Origin of the sequence: Agromyces sp. G08B096, assembly GCF_040267705.1 — a bacterium.
Taxonomy (GTDB): domain Bacteria; phylum Actinomycetota; class Actinomycetes; order Actinomycetales; family Microbacteriaceae; genus Agromyces.
Genome location: NZ_CP158374.1, coordinates 3,374,363 through 3,389,624, shown reverse-complemented (window position 1 = coordinate 3,389,624; position 15,262 = coordinate 3,374,363). Strand labels below are relative to the sequence as shown.

Sequence of the window (15,262 nt, the reverse complement as noted above, 5' to 3'; positions counted from 1 at the left end):
CGAGGCCTCGGTCGGGGTCTACGCTGGAAGAACGCCGCCTGGCCGCGGGCGGCGGGATTGGGGTGGACATGAAGGGCAAGATCCTCTTCGTCGTCGGGCTGGGCGTCGGCTACGTGCTCGGCACCCGAGCCGGTCGCGAGCGCTACGAGCAGATCAAGCAGGCCGCCGAGAAGGTCTGGAACCAGCCGAGCGTCCAGCAGGGCGTCGGCACGGTCACCGACTTCGCGAAGTCGAAGGTCGGCGACCTCGGCGAGGTCGTGCTCGACAAGGCGAAGGAGTTCATCGGCTCCGCCACGCGGAGTTCCGGCGCGACCAAGCAGGACGTCTCGCGGGCCGCCGCATCGGCGCGCCGCGGCGTCTCGTCCTCGGCGAAGGCGGCGAAGTCGGCCGTCGATTCGGCCGCCGAGGCGATCGACGACGTCATCGAGCAGGCGGCGGATGTCGCCGGCGAGGCCGCGAAGCCCGCCGGGCGAACCGCGCCTCGCACCTCGCCGAGCTCGCGCACCGCGTCGAGCATGCGCAAGCCCGCGGCATCCGATTCCTGATCGCACGTGAGGAGACGACCCGAGATGGCCGATCCGACCAACGACGAACGCTCGCTCTTCACCCTCATCGGCGAACTGCCCGACCGGGTCTCGACCCTGGTGCGCGCCGAGATCGACCAGGTCAAAGCCGAGCTCAGCTACAAGGCCAAGCACTTCGGCATCGGCTCGGGCCTGTTCGTGGTGGCCCTGGTGGTGCTGCCGTTCCTGATCTTCACCCTGCTCGCCGCGGCGATCTTCGCACTCGCCCTCGTGATGCCGGCCTGGGCGGCCGCCCTGGTGGTCTCGGGCGCGCTCGCCCTGATCATCGCCGTGCTGGTGTGGATCGGCATCGTGAACTTCAAGCGCGGCAGCGAGCCGCTGGAATCCATCGACAGCCTCCGCAAAGACATCGACGCCGTGAAGGGAACGGGCGACTATGACCGCTACTGATCCCACGCGCCCCGGCGCGACGCCGGGCGGTCCGAGCACCGCGGGCTCGCAGCCCCGGCTCTCGAAGCGCGACCTCGCCGCTCAGGAGCGGAACGTCACCCGCGTTCAGGCCCGCGCCAACGTCGAGCTCGCGCGTGCCGACTTCGTCGACACCTTGAACGCCCTCGAAGACAAGCTGAACGTGCCGAAGCAGGTGTCGCGGGCGACCGCTCGCACCAAGGTGCGGCTCCGGCGGTTCGCCGAGGAGCAGCCGGTCGCCGCGGCGGCCGCGGCCGTGGGCGTCGTCGTCGCGATCGGCGGCGTCGTGTGGCTCGTGGTCCGCAACGTCACGAAGCCCTGACCGGCAGGTGACGGCGACGGATGCTACGGCCGTCGGCCGGGTCGCGGCCGCGCTGCGCGCCGAGATCCTGAGCGGCGACCTCGGCGCGGGCGAGCCGCTCCGCGAGGAGCAGGCCGCGGCGCGGTTCGGCGTCTCGCGGCACACGGTGCGTGCGGCCTTCCAGCGTCTCGTCGCCGAGCGGCTCGCGATCGCCGAGCCGTACCGCGGGGTCCGGGTGACGAGTTTCGACCGCGATCAGATCGTCGCCCTGCAGCAGCTCCGGTCGGCGCTCGAGGCCGAGGCGGTCCGGATCGCCTGCGAACGGTTCGGGTCGGCGTGGCCCGCGGAGGTGCTCGCTCCCGCCGAGGAGGCCCTCGAGCGGCTCGACGCGCTGGCCGAGGCTTCCGCTCATGGGGCGCCCGCCGCCGCCGCCGGTTCCGCGGCGACCGACGGAGTTCCGAGCCGCGCGGAGTGGCTCGAGGCCGAACGGCTCCACGCGGACGTGCACCGGGCGCTCGTGGAGGCATCCGGCAGTCCCCGCATCATCGAAGCGCACGCCGGTCTCGGCAGCGAACTCCTGCTCTTCCTGCTTCACGTGCGGCCGCACTACAGCCTCGCCGGCCTCGCCCGCGAGCACCGCGCCCTGGTCGCCGACGTGCAGCGCCGCGGGCCTGCGGCGATCCACGAGCACCTCGCGCACTCGACGAGGCTGCTCGTCGGCGACTGACTCACGCCGTGAGCACCGCGCTCCAGATGAGCAGCATCGTGACGGCGAAGCCGCAGGCGTAGTTGATCCAGAGGAAGCGCCGCCAGCCGGCGTTCGCCGAGCCGGAGTCCGCGTCGGTCACGCGTCGGTACGGCCACGCCGCCGCGATGTAGGGCAGCGCCAGGAGCGCCGCGAGCGGTCCGGGCCACGCGGTCAGGAGCATCAGCGCTCCAGCGAGCAGCCACATCCCGATCGCGAACCGCACCGTCGCTCGCGCGCCGAGCACCGTCGCCACCGATGCGATGCCGCCCTCACGGTCGGGCACCACGTCCTGCACGGCCCCGAAGGCGTGGCTCGCGATGCCCCAGGCGAGGAAGGCGGCGAGCAGGGCGACCAGCTGCGGCGTGACGGATGCCCCCGCCAGCGCGAGGCCGTACACGGCCGGCGAGACGAAGTGCACGCTCGAGGTGAGGGAGTCGAGGAAGGGCACCTCCTTGAACCGCAGCCCCGGCACCGAGTAGGCCGCGACGGCGAAGAGGCTCACGGCGAGCACGAGCCAGGACGCCGGTCCGCCGAGGAGGACGAGCCACACCACGAAGGGCACGCACAGGCCGACCGCGGCGAGGATCGTCGTCCGGTGGCGCGCGGGGCGCAGCAGCGCGCCCTCCGCGCCGCCCTTGCGCGGATTGCGGGCGTCGGAGGCGTAGTCGAAGACGTCGTTGATGCCGTACATCGCGAGGTTGTACGGCACGAGGAAGAACAGCGTGCCGACGATCAGCGCGGTGTCGACCTCGCGCGTGGTCAGCAGATACGCGGCGGCGAACGGGAAGGCGGTGTTGATCCAGCTGAGCGGGCGCGAGGCGACGAGCAGGTCGCGCAGCAGGCTCCCGCGTGGCGCGGTCGTGGTCGGACTCGCGCTCATGCGGCGTCCTCTACTTCGTCGCGGGCGGCCGTGGGCGCCGGCCGCCGGGTTCGGCCGAGGAGGTTCCACACCGAAGTGCACACGAGGAGCGCCGCGATCGGGTAGGCGAAGTCCTCGATGGGGGCGAGGCCGATCCGCACGCCGGAGATCAGCTCGCCGGCGTAGTCGAAGAGGCTGGCGGCGATCATCACGGTGTCGAAGACCGCCGTGAGCACGACCAGGCCCGTGGCCGCCCAGGCGAGCGCGGCCGCGTGCCCGTGCGGCGCGGCCCGCCAGGAGAGGGCGGTGACCACGAGGGCGACGGCAAGGAAAACTGCGCACACGGCGGCGTAGGTCACGGCGCGGCTCCCTCGGTCGGCCGTGGTCGATCGGCCGCCGACACCCGGGCGGCGCGGGCAGCGCGAGCGGCCCTGATCCGCAGCGCGCCCGTCCACAGCACCATCGAGAGGTAGCAGAGGAAGGCCAGGAACACGACCTCCTCGAGCGGCAGGTGGGGTGCGAGCAGGATGCCCGTCGAGATCGTGTTCGGCGTGTGCAGGAAGATGCCGAGGCCGATGCCCACCAGGTCCCACGCGAGAAGGAACGCGAGCCCTGCGGCGAGCGTGATGGCCGCGCGCGCCGGCGCGACCCGGAAGAAGAGCCGGAACCGCAGGTCGAGCAGCACCATGCAGCCGATCGAGGCCACGAGGAGCGCGAGGTAGACGAGGCTCACGTGCGCACCGCTCGCTCGGTCGGAGCCGGCTCGGGCAGGGGACCGGCCGACCGGTCGCCGCGGAGCGCCTTCGCGACGAGCTCAGCGCTGATGAGGCACATCGGCAGCCCGATACCGGGGATCGTCGTGGCCCCCGCGAAGTACAGGCCGCCGACCTGACGTGAGGCGGTGCGGCCGCGCAGGAACGCGCTCTGCCGCAGCGTGTGCGCGGGTCCGAGCGCACCGCCCCGCCAGGCGTGGAACCAGGCCTCGAAGTCGGCCGGCCCGATGGTGCGGCGCACGACGACGCGATCGGACAAGTCGGGGATGCCGGCCCACGAGGAGATCTGGGCGATGGCGGCGTCGGCGGTGCGTTCGACGAGCGCATCGCCGTCGCCGTCCACCCCGCCGCCGCCGATCGACGGGTCGGCCGGCACCGGCACGAGCACGAACAGGTTTTCGCAGTCCGCAGGGGCGACTGAGGCGTCGGTCGCGCTCGGCATGCACACGTAGAGCGAGGCGGGATCGGGCACGCTCGGAGCGGATCCGAAGATGCGCCGGAAGTTCTCGTGCCAGTCCTCGGTGAACAGCAGCGTGTGGTGGGCGAGTTGCGGGAGGCGTCCGCGGACGCCGAGCATCACGAGCACCGCGCCCGGACCGGGGTTCCATCGCTCCCACGCGCCATCCGACCGGCTGCGGAACGCCGGCGGCAGCAGGGAGGTCTCGGTGTGGTGCAGGTCGGCCGTCGAGACGACGACCTCGGCCGGCAGCTCGACCTGGCGACCGTCGCGGCGATACCGCACGCCGGTGGTGCGGGAGCCGTCCAGCGTGATCGCCGTCACCTCGGCGCCGGTCACGATCTCGGCGCCGGCCGACCGTGCGAGCCTGGCCACCGCGTCGATCACCTCGCCGAAGCCGCCCATCGGGTACGCGACGCCGTCGGCGAGGTCGAACCGGCTCATGAGGTGGTACATGCTCGGCGCGTCCGAGGGCGAACTGCCGAGGAACACGGCCGGGTAGCCGAGGATCTGGCGCAGCCGCCGATCGCGGAACGACCTGGCCACGAACCGGTCGAGCGGCTCGCCGAGCAGCCGCGCGAGCCGGCCGAGCCGGCGGACCACGGGCGCGACCAGCAGCGAGCGCGGTGACGCGAAGTCGGTGTAGAGGAAATGCGCCATCGCGAGACGGTAGGCCTCGTCGGCCGAGTCGAGGTGACGTTCGAGCGCCGCACCGGCGCCCGGCTCGATCGACTCGAAGAGGGCGACGGATGCCTCCCGCTCGGCCCGCACGTCGACCGGTCGCTCCTCGCCCTCGAAGTACACGCGGTATGCGGGGTCGAGCGGCACGAGATCGAGCGCGGCGTCGGCGGAGCTGCCCATGAGGCGGAAGAAGTGGTCGAAGACCTCGGGCATCAGGTACCACGAGGGCCCGGTGTCGAACCGGAAGCCGGCGTGCTCCCACCGGCCTGCGCGGCCGCCGAGCTCGCCCCGCGCCTCGAGCACGGTGACCCGGTGTCCGTCCCTCGCGAGCAGACCCGCCGTGGCGAGGCCGGCGATGCCGCCGCCGATCACCACGACCCGCTTCGAGCCGGGCGCCGGCCGGCCGGCCGGCTGGGCCGCCCCCGTCATGCCGTCCGCCCCGGCGCGAGGCTCGCTCGCGCGACGACGACGAGCTTCCGCGCGGCCGGCACCCGGACCCTCGCGCTCAGCAGCTCAGCGGCCGGCGTGCGGCGCAGCCGCGCCGACAGCTCGACGAAGAGGGCGTGGGCCGCGGCCACGGCGCGGCGACAGCCTGCGGGCAGCTCGGGGATCACGGCGCCCGCGATGGCCAGGTCGGCGTCGATGTCGTCGAGGAGGCGGTCGCGCTCCGCGTCCGTCAGGCCGCCCGGGCGGATGCCGGGGAAGTAGCTGCGCCCGCGCTCGCCGTAGTCGTCGGCGAGATCGCGGAGGAAGTTCACCTTCTGGAACGCCGCGCCGAGATGCCTGGCGCCGCGCTGCCAGCGGGCGTCGCGGGCGGCGTCGGCGGGCAGGCCGTGGGTGAAGGCGCGCAGGCACATCAGGCCGACGACCTCGGCCGAGCCGTGGACGTAGCGGGCGAACTCGTCGTCGTCGAACTCGACGGGGTCCAGGTCGCGCCGCATGGAGGCGAAGAACGGCCGCGTGAGCTCCGGCCCGAAGCCGGTCGTCCGTGCCGTGCGCGCGAACGCGTGCACCACGAGGTTCGGGCTGTACCCCGTCGCCATCGCCCGCTCGGTCTCGGTCTCGAGGGCGTCGAGCATCGCGGCGCGGGCGTCGCGGTCGAGCCCCGCCTCCTCCGCGGGGCCGTCGACGAGTTCGTCCGCGACGCGGACGAGGGCGTAGACATCGGCGACATGGGCGCGGACGGATCGCGAGCAGAGCCGGCTCGCGAGTCCGAACGAGGTCGAGTACGCCCGGATGACGCGCGCCGATCCGCGCCGCGCGACCTCGTCGTAGAGGGCGAGCCCCGTCGTGGCGCTCATCGGTCGCGCTCCGCGCACCCGCGGGCGATCCAGGCGAGCTCCGCCGCGAGTGCCGTCGGCAGCCCCGACGAGCCGGCGAGCGCGACGGCCGACCGGCACCGGTCGGCGATGAGCGCCTCGACCCGGTCGAGGGCACCCGCCTCGACGATGACCCGCCGGATCGCCGCGGCGTCCTCCGTCCCGAGGTCGGGCCGGCCGAACCGGTCGGCGACGTCCGGCCACGCGGCATCCGCTCGCGCGAACGCGATGAGCAGCGTCTGCTTGCCCTCGCGGAGGTCGCCCGTCGCGGACTTGCCGGTGACCGCCTCCTCGCCGAAGACGCCGAGCACGTCGTCGCGCAGCTGGAAGGCGACGCCGAGGTCGCGGCCGAGGTCGCCGAGCCGGCCGACCGTGCGGGCGTCCGCGCCGCCCAGTAGGGCGCCGGCCTGCAGCGGGGCGCTGAAGGAGTACGAGGCGGTCTTCTCCTCGATCATCGCGAGGATCTCGCCGGGCTCGGGGGCCGTGCCGAGCGCGAAGCGCACGTCGGCGTGCTCACCGGCCGCCGCCAGGAACACGCACTCGTCGACGAGCTCGAGGAGCGCGCGACGCGTGGCGGTCGGCGCGTCGAGCCCGGCGACCAGGCGGTGCGCGGCACTGATCAGCAGGTCGCCGGCGAGGATGGCCGAGGCCTCGCCGTACTCGCGCGCCCGGCGATCACCGGCCGCCGACGCCTCGGCGGCGAAGCTGCCGGCGACGTTCGGCCGGCCCCGCCGCACGAGGTCGTGGTCGATGACGTCGTCGTGCATCAGGAACGCGGCGTGCAGCAGCTCGAACGCCGCGGCGAGGTCGACCGCCGCGGGTGCCGCCCTGCCGGACTCGCCGACGTGGGCGTCGTGCGCCGCGAGCACCAGGCGCGGCCGGACCAGCTTGCCGCCGCGTGCGGCGTCGTGGGCGGCGGACCACAGCCGTCGGTAGGCGTCGCCGTGCGTCCGCGCCCGTGCGACCTGCTCCTCGAAGAACCGGTCGAGTCTCGCTTCCACGGCGGCGAGGCCCTGGGCGATGCCGACGAGCGGCGTCGGTGCGGTGAGGGCCGTGAGGGTCATGAGGCGATCGCCGTCGCGGGTCGCGGGCGCAGCGTCGCAGGCGCGGATGCCTCGCTGTCGCGATCGAGCCGTCCGCTGCCGCCGAGGAAGGGCAGGAGCCGTGCCTGCAGAACCAGCCACGGGCTGAACGCCCACGGCGCGTGGTCGACGGCGGCGGCGAGGGCGGCGGGCGCGACCCACGCGAACTCGGCGACCTCGCCGGGGTGCGGTTGGGGGGTCGACGTCGTGCGGGCGGTGTAGACGGGGCAGAGCTCGTTCTCCACGATGCCGGACGCGTCGGTCGCCCGGTAGTGGAAGAGCGGCAGCACCGGCTCGAGGTCGCTCAGCTCGAGGCCGAGCTCGAACTCGCCGCGGCGGCGGATGGCGTGCGGCAGCGTCTCGGCGGGGCCGGGGTGACCGCAGAAGGAGTTGGTCCAGACGCCCGGCCACGCCTGCTTGGCGAGCGCTCGGCGCGTGACGAGCAGCTCGCCCGCCGGATTGAAGACGTGGCAGGAGAACGCGAGGTGGCGGGCGGTGTTCGCGCCGTGGACGCTCGCCTTCGGCGCGGTGCCGATGGGACGGTCGTCGGCGTCCAGCAGGACGACCTCCTCGACGGGATCGGTCATCAGGTCTCCCTTCGAGTGATTCCGTCTTCAGCGTAAAGCTAACCGGGCTAGAAATACACCATCTCGGCTAGAATCAAACGTATGGTTGATGCGCCCGAGCCCCCCGCCGGCTCGATCGCCGACCACCTGCACGACCCCCGGGTCAGCGACCGCGACGGCAGCCTCATCGACCGCGACGGCCTCAGCGACGCCGATGTCGACCAGGTCGTCCGGGTGATGGAGAGCCTGCGGCGCTGGCACGAGGCGGCCGCCCGCATGAGCGCCGCCTCCGAGCGCTACATGAAGCTCAACCACACCGACATGCGGGCCATCCGCTTCCTCGTGGCCGCCCGCAACCAGGGCCGCATCGCGACGCCGGGCGCGCTCGCCGAGTACCTCGGCATCTCCAGCGCCGCGACGACCAAGCTGCTCGACCGGCTCGAACGCGGCGGGCACGTGGCCCGCGCCGCGCATCCCACCGACCGCCGCGCGCTCGCGATCACCGTCACCGAGCACACCCGCCGCGATGCGCGCGAAACCGTCGGCCGCCAGCACGCGCGCCGGTTCGCCGTGGCGGCGGCACTCACCCCCGAGGAGCGCGAGGTGGTCGTGCGCTTCCTCGACGCGCTCGCCGCGACCGGCGACGACGATCCGTCGGACGAGCCCGACGGGGTGGAACCCGCGCTCGGCTAACCCGTCGCACGCTCCCACGGCTCGACCGGGCCGGGCACCGGTACGAAGAGCGGATGCGTCTCCGGCACCTCCACGAGGCGCCAACGATCGGCGACCTCGGGGCTCCGTCTCGCGAGCTTCGCCCGCAGGTGCGCCCACTCGAGCTGGAGCTGCCCCTCGGTCACGGCGATCGAAGGCGCGGCCATGGTCGGCACCCCTGCCGCGGGCGCGGGCACCGGCCGGATCCGCGACCGGTCGAACCGGTACCCGCGCGCGTCGGCCTCGTCCGCCACTCCGGCCAGGTAGGCGGCCACCGCCGCGAGCGGATCGGGCGCGGCGCGGAACCGCTCGAGCTGCGGATGCCTCGTGTACCCGCGCGTCGTCCCCGCGAGCACCGCCTGCGCGAGCAGCGTCTCCCGCCAGCACGCGGTGAGCCCCTGCCGGTCGAGGTACCGGGGATGCAGCGACCAGATCCTCACGACGCCCGAGCCTAAGCCCGGCCGCCGGCGGAGGCATCCGCTCCTTTTGGCCGATCACGTCGAAAGAGAGAGACTGGAGGCATGTCTTCCCCCGCTGCCGAGGCGGCAGCCGACGCGTTCCGTTCCGAATCCGAACCCAAGCAGTCGCCCGAGGGCTACACGCTCTTCGCCGTGCTCCGCCGCGATCCCGCGCGTCCCGACGACCTCGACGGGCGCGACGTGCCGCGCTTCGTCGACGAGCTCGACGGCACCGTCTCGCTCATCGAGAACGAGGGCGTCGTCGTGCGCGGCATCTACGACGTGTCCGGCCTCCGTGCCGACGCCGACGTGATGCTGTGGCTGCACGGCGCGACCCCCGAAGGCCTGCAGTGGGCGCTGCGCGAGCTCCGCCGCACCCGGCTCTTCCGGGCGCTCCTGCCCACCTGGAACGCGATGGGCGTGCACCGCGACGCCGAGTTCAACAAGTCGCACGTGCCCGGCTTCCTCCGCGGCATCGAGCCGAAGGCGTGGCTGACCGTCTACCCCTTCAACCGGTCGTACGACTGGTACCTCATCTCCCCGGCCGAGCGGAGCCGCATGCTCGCCGAGCACGGCCGCAAGGGGGCCGCGTTCCGCGGGGTCATCGCGAACACCGTCGCCGCCTTCGCCCTCGGCGACTACGAGTGGCTGCTGCCGCTCGAGGCCGACGACCTCACCGAGCTCGTCGACCTCATGCGCGAGCTCCGCGCGACCGATGCGCGTCTGCACGTGCGCGAGGAGGTCCCGTTCTTCACCGGCCGGCGCATCACGACGGCGGAGCTCGTGGAGGTGCTGCAGTAATGGTCGCGGCCAACCTCGGGTCCACCGGCGCCGACTCGCCCGAGCGCGCCGAGGCCGCGCACGCGCAGCGCGGTCGCAAGCCCGCTCCCGCCGCGTCGGCGCCGTACGCACCCGGCGCCGTCGTGCCTGGCGCCACCCCGGCGGCCCAGTCGGGCCCCGAGCACGTCACCGAGCCCGTCGCCTACGACGCGATCCTCCTCGCGGGCTTCGGCGGCCCAGAGGGCCAGGACGAGGTCATCCCCTTCCTCCGCAACGTCACGAGCGGACGCGGGATCCCCGACGAGCGGCTCGAAGAGGTCGCCCACCACTACCGGCACTTCGGCGGCATCAGCCCCATCAACCAGCAGAACCGCGACCTGAAGGCCGCGCTCGAGGCCGAGCTCGCGCGCCGCGGCGTCGACCTGCCGGTGCTCTGGGGCAACCGCAACTGGGACCCGTACCTCAACGACGCGCTCGCCGAGGCGAAGGCCGCGGGCTACACGAAGCTCATCGCGATCGCGACGAGCGCCTACAGCTCGTACTCCAGCTGCCGGCAGTACCGCGAGGACTTCGCCGACGCGCTCGCCGACACCGGCCTCGCCGAGGGCGACGGTGCGGTGCAGATCGACAAGGTGCGCCAGTTCTTCGACCACCCCGGCTTCGTGCAGCCCTTCATCGAGGGCGTGCGCGACGGCCTCGCCGAGCTCGAGGCGAAGCTGCCGGGCCTCGACCGCACGACCGAGGTCGAGGTGCTGTTCGCCACGCATTCGATCCCGTCGACCGACGCCGCCAAGTCGGGGCCGGCCGAGCGCGGGTTCGGCGAGGGCGGCGCCTACGCGGCCCAGCACACCGCGGTCGCCGAGGTCGTCATGCGCGAAGCCGGCGCCGGCGACGTGCCGTGGCAGCTCGTCTACCAGTCGCGGTCGGGGCCCCCGTCGATGCCGTGGCTCGAGCCCGACATCAACGACGCCATCGAGCTGCTGCCCGCCGCGGGCCGCAAGGCCGTCGTGATCGTGCCCCTGGGCTTCGTGAGCGACCACATGGAGGTCCTCTGGGACCTCGACAACGAGGCGCTCGAGACCGCCGAGGAGCAGGGGCTCGCGGCCGTCCGCGTGCCGACGCCCGGCACCCACCCGGCCTACGTCGCCGGCCTCGTCGATCTCGTGCTCGAGCGCGTGAACGGCACCCCGACCGAGGAACGGCCGGCGATGACCGAGCTCGGCCCCTGGTACGACGTGTGCCGCCCGGGATGCTGCGAGAACGTGCGGCTCGGCTTCCGCCCGGCCCTCGCGGGGATCGCGCCGTGAGCCAGGTCATCCGAGTCGGCACCCGGGGCAGCGCCCTCGCGGTGGCGCAGACGTCGTGGATCGCCGAGCGCATCGCCAAGGCCGCGGGCGGCGCCGAGATCGAGCTCGTGCAGGTGACCACCCACGGCGACACGTCCCGGGCGTCGCTCAGCCAGATCGGCGGCGAGGGCGTCTTCGCCGCAGCGCTCCGCGAATCGCTGCTCGCCGGCGACTGCGACCTCGTCGTGCACTCCCTGAAAGACCTGCCGACCTCCGAGCACGAGGGCCTGCGGCTCGGCGCCGTCCCGAAGCGCGCCGACGCCCGCGACGCCCTGTGCGCCCGCGACGGCCTGACGCTCGAGACGCTGCCCGAGGGCGCGCGGGTCGGCACCGGATCGCCGCGGCGCATCGCGCAGCTGCGCGCCGCGCGGCCCGACGTCGAGGTCGTCGACCTGCGCGGCAACGTCGACACCCGGCTCGGCAAGGTCGAGAGCGGCGAGCTCGACGCGGTCCTGCTCGCGGCCGCCGGGCTCGGCCGCCTCGGCCGGCTCGAGGCCGCGACCGAGCTGCTCGACCTCGCCGACTGGCCGACCGCACCGGGCCAGGGCGCGCTCGCCGTCGAGGTCCGCCGTGAACGGGGAGACCGCGTGCTCGAGCAGGCGCTCGAGTCGGTCGACCACCGCTCCACCCGGGCCGCGGTGCTCGCCGAGCGCCTCGTGCTCGCGGGGCTCGAGGCCGGCTGCTCGGCTCCGGTCGCGGCGACCGCCTTCCTCGAGGACGAACTTCTGTTCCTGACGGCGACGGTGTACAGTGCCGACGGAACGCGGCAGCTGACCAGCTCGCACGCCGCGACCCCCGACAGCCGCTCGGCCGCCGATCTGGCGGAAGCGGCACGCGACGTCGCGTCTCGCGCCGTCGCGGAACTCCTCGGCAACGGCGCCGCCGAACTCGCACCACCCGAGGAGACCCGGTGACCGACTACGAACCGATGACGGGCGCCATCAGGCTGCCGTCCGGCGCCGAGGGCAAACCGCTGCAGGGCTGGCGCGTCCTCGTGCCGCGTGGCGGTCCCTGGGGCGACAGCGTCGCGGCGAGCCTGCGGGCGCGCGGCGCCTCGCCCATCATCGCCCCGATGATCAACTTCGCGCCGACCGACGACCAGCCGGCGCTCGAGGCGGCGCTCCGCCGCCTCGCGGAGGGCGCGTTCGACTGGGTCACGGTGACCAGCGCCACCACCGTGGACGTGCTCTCCTCCTACAACGCGGTGATCCCGTCGACGACGAAGGTCGCCGCGGTCGGTGAGACGACCGCCGCCGCCCTCGTGGCCGCCGGGTACCGTGCCGACATCGTGCCGAGCGAGGAGAACTCCGCGCGAGGCCTGCTGGAGGAGTGGGAGGCCGCGACCGAGGGGCAGAAGGGCCTGCGCGTCCTCGCCCTCCGGTCCGCGATCGCCAAGCAGGTGCTCTCCGTGGGCCTCGCCCGCATCGGCCACCACGTCGAGGCCGTCGTGGCGTACCGCACCGTCGGGGTGCCGGTGGCGCAGAAGGTCGTCGACGATGTCCGCGCCGGCAACGTGCACGCCGTGCTCGTGACCTCGGGCAGCGTCGCCGAGCAGGTGCAGGAGCAGCTCGGGCCGATCCCCGAGACGACCCTCGTCGCCGCCATCGGCCCGCAGACCCAGAAGGATGCCGCGAAGGTCGGCCTCCGCGTCGACGTCGTCGCCGAGGAGCGGAGCGCCGAGTCGCTCATCGACGCCGTCGTGCATGCCGCACTCGCGAGCGCCTGACCCGGCAGACGCCCCGGCGCCCGGCGCCCGCTCAGCTGCCGCGACGTAGGCTGGTCGGGTGATTCCCGCGCCCCGTGTCCGCCCCCGCCGTCTGCGCGAGACCGCCGCGATGCGTCGTCTCGTCTCCGAGACCCGGTTGCACGCCGCCGACCTCGTGCTGCCGCTCTTCGTCCGCGAGGGCGTGTCCGCGCCGCTGCCGATCTCCTCGATGCCGGGCGTCGTGCAGCACTCCCTCGAGAGCCTGCCCGACGCGATCGCCGAGGCGGCGGCCGCAGGGGTCGGCGGCGTGATGCTCTTCGGCGTGCCCGAGATGCGCGACGCGCGCGGCTCGGGGGCGACCGACCCCGACGGCATCCTGAACGTGGCGACGCGCGTGGCGCGTGAGGCCGCGGCGGGTGCGCTGGTGGTGCAGACCGACCTCTGCCTCGACGAGTTCACCGATCACGGCCACTGCGGCGTGCTCGACGACGAGGGCCGGGTCGACAACGACGCGACGCTCGAGCGCTACGTGGCGATGGCGCTCGAGCAGGCGCGCGCGGGCTCCGAGCTGCTCGGCCTGTCGGGCATGATGGACGGCCAGGTCGCCGCCGTGCGCGACGCCCTCGACCGAGACGGGTTCAGCGGCACGGCGATCCTCGCCTACTCGGCGAAGTACGCGAGCGCCTTCTACGGCCCGTTCCGAGACGCCGTCGAGTCGACCCTCGAGGGCGACCGGCGCACCTACCAGCTCGACCCGGGCAACCGTCGCGAGGGCCTCCGCGAGGCGATGCTCGACATCGAGGAGGGCGCCGACATCGTCATGGTGAAGCCCGCGGGCAGCTACCTCGACGTGCTGGCCGACGTCGCTGCGGCATCCGAGGTGCCGGTGTGGGCCTACCAGGTGTCGGGCGAGTACGCGATGATCGAGGCGGCCGCGGCGCACGGCTGGATCGACCGCAAGCGGGCGGTGATCGAGTCGGTGCGAGGCATCCGTCGCGCGGGAGCCGACGCCGTGCTCACCTACTGGGCGACCGAGCTCGCCGGGTGGATCCGCGAGGGGGAGGCCGAATGACCGCCGGTGAGGAGCGCGCCGAGGGCGTGCGTAGGAACGACGAGCTCTTCGCCAGGGCGCAGGCCGCCATCCCCGGCGGCGTGAACTCCCCGGTGCGGGCGTTCCGCTCCGTGGGCGGCACGCCGCGCTTCCTGGTGTCGGCGCGCGGACCCTATGTGACCGACGCCGAAGGCCGCGAGTACGTCGACCTCGTCGCGGGCTGGGGTCCCGCGATCCTCGGTCACGCCGACCCCCGCGTCGTCGAGGCGGTGCAGGATGCCGCGGCGCGCGGCCTCTCGTTCGGCTCGTCGACCCCGGCGGAGACCGAGCTCGCCGAGCTCGTCGAACAGCGCGTCGCGCCGGTGGAGAAGCTGCGGCTGGTCTCGACCGGCACCGAGGCGACGATGAGCGCGATCCGCCTGGCTCGCGGAGTCACCGGACGCGACCTGCTCGTGAAGTTCGCCGGCCACTACCACGGCCATTCCGACGGGCTCCTCGCCGAGGCCGGTTCGGGGCTCGCGACGTTCGCCCTGCCCGGGTCCGCCGGCGTGCCGGCCGACATCGCGGCGCTCACGCTCGTCCTGCCGTACAACGATCTCGACGCGCTCCGCGCCGCCTTCGCGGAGCATGGCGACCGCATCGCCGCCGTCATCGTGGAGGCCGCCGCAGCCAACATGGGCGTCGTGCCGCCGAAGCCGGGCTTCAACCGGGCGCTGGTCGAGCTGGCCCACGCGAACGGCTCGCTCGTCATCAGCGACGAGGTGCTCACGGGCTTCCGCGTCTCGTCGGCCGGCTGGTGGGGCCTCGAGGCCCGCGACGAGGCATCCGCCTACACGCCCGACCTGCTGACGTTCGGCAAGGTCATCGGCGGCGGCATGCCGGTCGCGGCGCTCGGCGGCCGGGCCGACCTCCTCGACTTCCTCGCGCCGGTCGGCCCCGTGTACCAGGCGGGCACCCTCTCCGGGAACCCGGTCGCCGTCGCGGCGGGCATCGCGACGCTGCGAGCGGCGGATGCCTCCGTCTACGACGCGCTCGACCGCACGGCGGCGACCCTCGCCGACGCCGTCTCGGCCGCACTCGCGGCGGAGGGCGTCGCGCACGCGGTGCAGCGCGCGGGCAACCTCTTCAGCTTCGCGTTCGGCGAGGACGTGGCATCCGGCGTGGTCGACTACGCGGGCGTGCAGCGGCAGGAGGGCTGGCGCTACGCGCCGTTCTTCCACGCCATGCTCGACGCGGGTGTCTCGCTGCCGCCGAGCGTGTACGAGGCGTGGTTCGTCACGGCCGCGCACGACGACGATGCCGTGTCGCGCATCGTCGATGCGCTGCCGGAGGCGGCCCGCGCCGCCGCGGCCGCGGTCGCCCCGGCCTGAGCCGCGGTCGCCGGCCGGAGCGAGGGTCGCCCGGCTCGGCGCCTGGCGATGTCCTGAAACCGT

At 73.8% G+C, this 15,262-nt stretch carries 19 protein-coding genes; 11 read left to right on the top strand and 8 right to left on the bottom strand.

Annotated features, from left to right (window positions below):
• Positions 1-68 precede the first annotated feature (68 nt).
• The 4 genes from ABIQ69_RS16270 to ABIQ69_RS16255 are packed head-to-tail and all read left to right on the top strand — an operon-like array spanning position 69 to position 2,020.
• Complete coding sequence (locus tag ABIQ69_RS16270) at positions 69-545, top strand: YtxH domain-containing protein (RefSeq protein ID WP_350348165.1); 477 nt, start codon at positions 69-71, stop codon at positions 543-545.
• A gap of 24 nt (positions 546-569) precedes the next feature.
• Positions 570-974, top strand: a complete 405-nt coding sequence (locus tag ABIQ69_RS16265; protein WP_350348164.1) for a phage holin family protein — start codon at positions 570-572, stop codon at positions 972-974.
• A complete protein-coding gene (locus tag ABIQ69_RS16260; protein ID WP_350348163.1) occupies positions 961-1,314 on the top strand; it encodes a hypothetical protein in 354 nt (117 codons plus the stop codon). Before ABIQ69_RS16265 ends, ABIQ69_RS16260 begins: the two co-directional genes overlap by 14 nt.
• A gap of 7 nt (positions 1,315-1,321) precedes the next feature.
• The gene (locus ABIQ69_RS16255) at positions 1,322-2,020 is read left to right on the top strand and encodes a GntR family transcriptional regulator (protein ID WP_350348162.1); all 699 of its coding nucleotides are present in this window, start codon (positions 1,322-1,324) and stop codon (positions 2,018-2,020) included.
• Between the two features lies 1 nt (position 2,021).
• Here ABIQ69_RS16255 and ABIQ69_RS16250 read toward each other — a convergent pair whose 3' ends face one another.
• From ABIQ69_RS16250 to idi, 7 genes are read right to left on the bottom strand one after another with little or no spacing between them, the layout of a single operon-like run.
• The gene (locus ABIQ69_RS16250) at positions 2,022-2,921 is read right to left on the bottom strand and encodes a prenyltransferase (protein WP_350348161.1); all 900 of its coding nucleotides are present in this window, start codon (positions 2,919-2,921) and stop codon (positions 2,022-2,024) included.
• Positions 2,918-3,259, bottom strand: coding sequence for a lycopene cyclase domain-containing protein (locus tag ABIQ69_RS16245; RefSeq protein WP_350348160.1), 342 nt, complete (start codon positions 3,257-3,259; stop codon positions 2,918-2,920). Before ABIQ69_RS16245 ends, ABIQ69_RS16250 begins: the two co-directional genes overlap by 4 nt.
• Positions 3,256-3,633, bottom strand: coding sequence for a lycopene cyclase domain-containing protein (locus ABIQ69_RS16240; protein WP_350348159.1), 378 nt, complete (start codon positions 3,631-3,633; stop codon positions 3,256-3,258). Before ABIQ69_RS16240 ends, ABIQ69_RS16245 begins: the two co-directional genes overlap by 4 nt.
• Positions 3,630-5,240, bottom strand: coding sequence for a phytoene desaturase family protein (crtI, locus tag ABIQ69_RS16235; RefSeq protein ID WP_350348158.1), 1,611 nt, complete (start codon positions 5,238-5,240; stop codon positions 3,630-3,632). The genes ABIQ69_RS16240 and crtI overlap by 4 nt, the downstream gene beginning before the upstream one ends.
• On the bottom strand, positions 5,237-6,112 hold the full coding sequence (locus tag ABIQ69_RS16230; protein ID WP_350348157.1) for a phytoene/squalene synthase family protein: 876 nt from the start codon (positions 6,110-6,112) through the stop codon (positions 5,237-5,239). The genes crtI and ABIQ69_RS16230 overlap by 4 nt, the downstream gene beginning before the upstream one ends.
• Entirely contained in the window at positions 6,109-7,194 is a 1,086-nt protein-coding gene (locus ABIQ69_RS16225) for a polyprenyl synthetase family protein (protein WP_350348156.1), read from the bottom strand. Before ABIQ69_RS16225 ends, ABIQ69_RS16230 begins: the two co-directional genes overlap by 4 nt.
• Complete coding sequence (gene idi, locus ABIQ69_RS16220; RefSeq protein WP_350348155.1) at positions 7,191-7,799, bottom strand: isopentenyl-diphosphate Delta-isomerase; 609 nt, start codon at positions 7,797-7,799, stop codon at positions 7,191-7,193. The genes ABIQ69_RS16225 and idi overlap by 4 nt, the downstream gene beginning before the upstream one ends.
• Before the next feature lie 81 nt (positions 7,800-7,880).
• Between idi and ABIQ69_RS16215 the strand changes: the two genes are divergently transcribed.
• Entirely contained in the window at positions 7,881-8,471 is a 591-nt protein-coding gene (locus ABIQ69_RS16215) for a MarR family transcriptional regulator (protein WP_350348154.1), read from the top strand.
• Here the strand turns inward: ABIQ69_RS16215 and ABIQ69_RS16210 are convergent.
• Complete coding sequence (locus tag ABIQ69_RS16210; protein ID WP_350348153.1) at positions 8,468-8,929, bottom strand: pyrimidine dimer DNA glycosylase/endonuclease V; 462 nt, start codon at positions 8,927-8,929, stop codon at positions 8,468-8,470. The genes ABIQ69_RS16215 and ABIQ69_RS16210 overlap by 4 nt on opposite strands.
• 81 nt (positions 8,930-9,010) lie before the next feature.
• On the opposite strand from ABIQ69_RS16210, the gene hemQ reads away from it, so the two are divergent.
• From hemQ to hemL, 6 genes are all read left to right on the top strand, one after another.
• Positions 9,011-9,748 (top strand): hydrogen peroxide-dependent heme synthase, encoded by a 738-nt coding sequence (hemQ, locus tag ABIQ69_RS16205; RefSeq protein WP_350348152.1) that lies wholly within the window; start codon positions 9,011-9,013, stop codon positions 9,746-9,748.
• The gene (locus ABIQ69_RS16200; protein ID WP_350348151.1) at positions 9,748-11,034 is read left to right on the top strand and encodes a ferrochelatase; all 1,287 of its coding nucleotides are present in this window, start codon (positions 9,748-9,750) and stop codon (positions 11,032-11,034) included. Before hemQ ends, ABIQ69_RS16200 begins: the two co-directional genes overlap by 1 nt.
• On the top strand, positions 11,031-11,987 hold the full coding sequence (gene hemC, locus ABIQ69_RS16195; RefSeq protein ID WP_350348150.1) for a hydroxymethylbilane synthase: 957 nt from the start codon (positions 11,031-11,033) through the stop codon (positions 11,985-11,987). The genes ABIQ69_RS16200 and hemC overlap by 4 nt, the downstream gene beginning before the upstream one ends.
• Positions 11,988-12,001: 14 nt before the next feature.
• The gene (locus tag ABIQ69_RS16190) at positions 12,002-12,799 is read left to right on the top strand and encodes a uroporphyrinogen-III synthase (RefSeq protein WP_350350043.1); all 798 of its coding nucleotides are present in this window, start codon (positions 12,002-12,004) and stop codon (positions 12,797-12,799) included.
• A 61-nt stretch (positions 12,800-12,860) separates the two neighbouring features.
• Complete coding sequence (gene hemB, locus ABIQ69_RS16185) at positions 12,861-13,850, top strand: porphobilinogen synthase (RefSeq protein ID WP_350350042.1); 990 nt, start codon at positions 12,861-12,863, stop codon at positions 13,848-13,850.
• Positions 13,847-15,199, top strand: a complete 1,353-nt coding sequence (hemL, locus tag ABIQ69_RS16180) for a glutamate-1-semialdehyde 2,1-aminomutase (protein WP_350348149.1) — start codon at positions 13,847-13,849, stop codon at positions 15,197-15,199. The genes hemB and hemL overlap by 4 nt, the downstream gene beginning before the upstream one ends.
• Positions 15,200-15,262 lie beyond the last annotated feature (63 nt).

What these genes read in the sequence shown, in the direction of transcription:
- ABIQ69_RS16260 (WP_350348163.1), top strand. Translation starts at nt 961, where the DNA reads ATGACCGCTACTGATCCCACGCGCCCCGGCGCGACGCCGGGCGGTCCG.
- ABIQ69_RS16250 (WP_350348161.1), bottom strand. Translation starts at nt 2,921, where the DNA reads ATGAGCGCGAGTCCGACCACGACCGCGCCACGCGGGAGCCTGCTGCGC.
- idi (WP_350348155.1), bottom strand. Translation starts at nt 7,799, where the DNA reads ATGACCGATCCCGTCGAGGAGGTCGTCCTGCTGGACGCCGACGACCGT.
- hemL (WP_350348149.1), top strand. Translation starts at nt 13,847, where the DNA reads ATGACCGCCGGTGAGGAGCGCGCCGAGGGCGTGCGTAGGAACGACGAG.
- ABIQ69_RS16270 (WP_350348165.1), top strand. Translation starts at nt 69, where the DNA reads ATGAAGGGCAAGATCCTCTTCGTCGTCGGGCTGGGCGTCGGCTACGTG.
- ABIQ69_RS16230 (WP_350348157.1), bottom strand. Translation starts at nt 6,112, where the DNA reads ATGAGCGCCACGACGGGGCTCGCCCTCTACGACGAGGTCGCGCGGCGC.
- crtI (WP_350348158.1), bottom strand. Translation starts at nt 5,240, where the DNA reads ATGACGGGGGCGGCCCAGCCGGCCGGCCGGCCGGCGCCCGGCTCGAAG.
- ABIQ69_RS16200 (WP_350348151.1), top strand. Translation starts at nt 9,748, where the DNA reads ATGGTCGCGGCCAACCTCGGGTCCACCGGCGCCGACTCGCCCGAGCGC.
- ABIQ69_RS16225 (WP_350348156.1), bottom strand. Translation starts at nt 7,194, where the DNA reads ATGACCCTCACGGCCCTCACCGCACCGACGCCGCTCGTCGGCATCGCC.
- ABIQ69_RS16190 (WP_350350043.1), top strand. Translation starts at nt 12,002, where the DNA reads ATGACGGGCGCCATCAGGCTGCCGTCCGGCGCCGAGGGCAAACCGCTG.
- ABIQ69_RS16265 (WP_350348164.1), top strand. Translation starts at nt 570, where the DNA reads ATGGCCGATCCGACCAACGACGAACGCTCGCTCTTCACCCTCATCGGC.
- ABIQ69_RS16215 (WP_350348154.1), top strand. Translation starts at nt 7,881, where the DNA reads ATGGTTGATGCGCCCGAGCCCCCCGCCGGCTCGATCGCCGACCACCTG.
- hemQ (WP_350348152.1), top strand. Translation starts at nt 9,011, where the DNA reads ATGTCTTCCCCCGCTGCCGAGGCGGCAGCCGACGCGTTCCGTTCCGAA.